The following is a 712-nucleotide window of genomic DNA, read 5'->3' as shown; positions in this document are numbered from 1 at the left end:
CAACGGTCTTGTATAACGCCTCGCGTTTGGCGCTTGGTCAATTTACGGATTTTTCAGTTAAATAGGGAAGTGGTTTTCTGTAGTCCTTTTCAATCATCTAGCCATCAACGCGCCAAATGCGCGTTATACGTTGTTGTACGCAGTTTTTTATTCCTCCACGATATCAACTCCGTAGATTCCATTTTTATTTTCTGGATAAATTTTTCTCATTGTATCGTAATAATCAGTTAGAAATCTGTTTAAATCCACAAGTCCATCTGTCGAATATCGTATCGTGTCTTTTTTATTTGTCAACATTAAAATTTCACGCTTGTTTTGGTCAGCATTTTTCCGCCTTTCATTTCGTTTTAGAAACTGCTCAAAATTCCAAATTGTATCGTTTTCAGATATTTTTCTGTCATAAATTCTTTCCCAATTTGGGTTTTCCTTAAAAGTCAATTTCTTAAAATTGCTAATAATTCTGATTGAGTCAGATTGTTTTGTTATTTCGATTCTTTCATATCCTTGATAAATACAAACGGAATGGTCAAATGAAATAGTCAAAGTGTCCAATTCAGTCATTTTTTGTTTGAAGTTGGTTAGATCCGCAATCAAGTCAAATTCGGATATAGGTTTCTCCTTTTCCGCTTTTTGTTTTGTTTGACAAGACACGAAAATTAATAATCCGATTAATATGTTGATAGTTTTGCTCAAAAATTGCGTACAACGGTCT

The 712-nt window shown here is 33.6% G+C and carries 1 protein-coding gene; it reads right to left on the bottom strand.

The window, feature by feature from the left end:
* Positions 1–147 precede the first annotated feature (147 nt).
* A partial coding sequence (locus I4Q58_RS15470; protein ID WP_236002965.1) for a hypothetical protein occupies positions 148–712 on the bottom strand: 565 nt, incomplete at its 5' end.

Origin of the sequence: Luteirhabdus pelagi (assembly GCF_016827595.1) — a bacterium.
Lineage (GTDB): Bacteria > Bacteroidota > Bacteroidia > Flavobacteriales > Flavobacteriaceae > Luteirhabdus > Luteirhabdus pelagi.
This window is presented reverse-complemented; position numbering and strand designations above follow the sequence as displayed.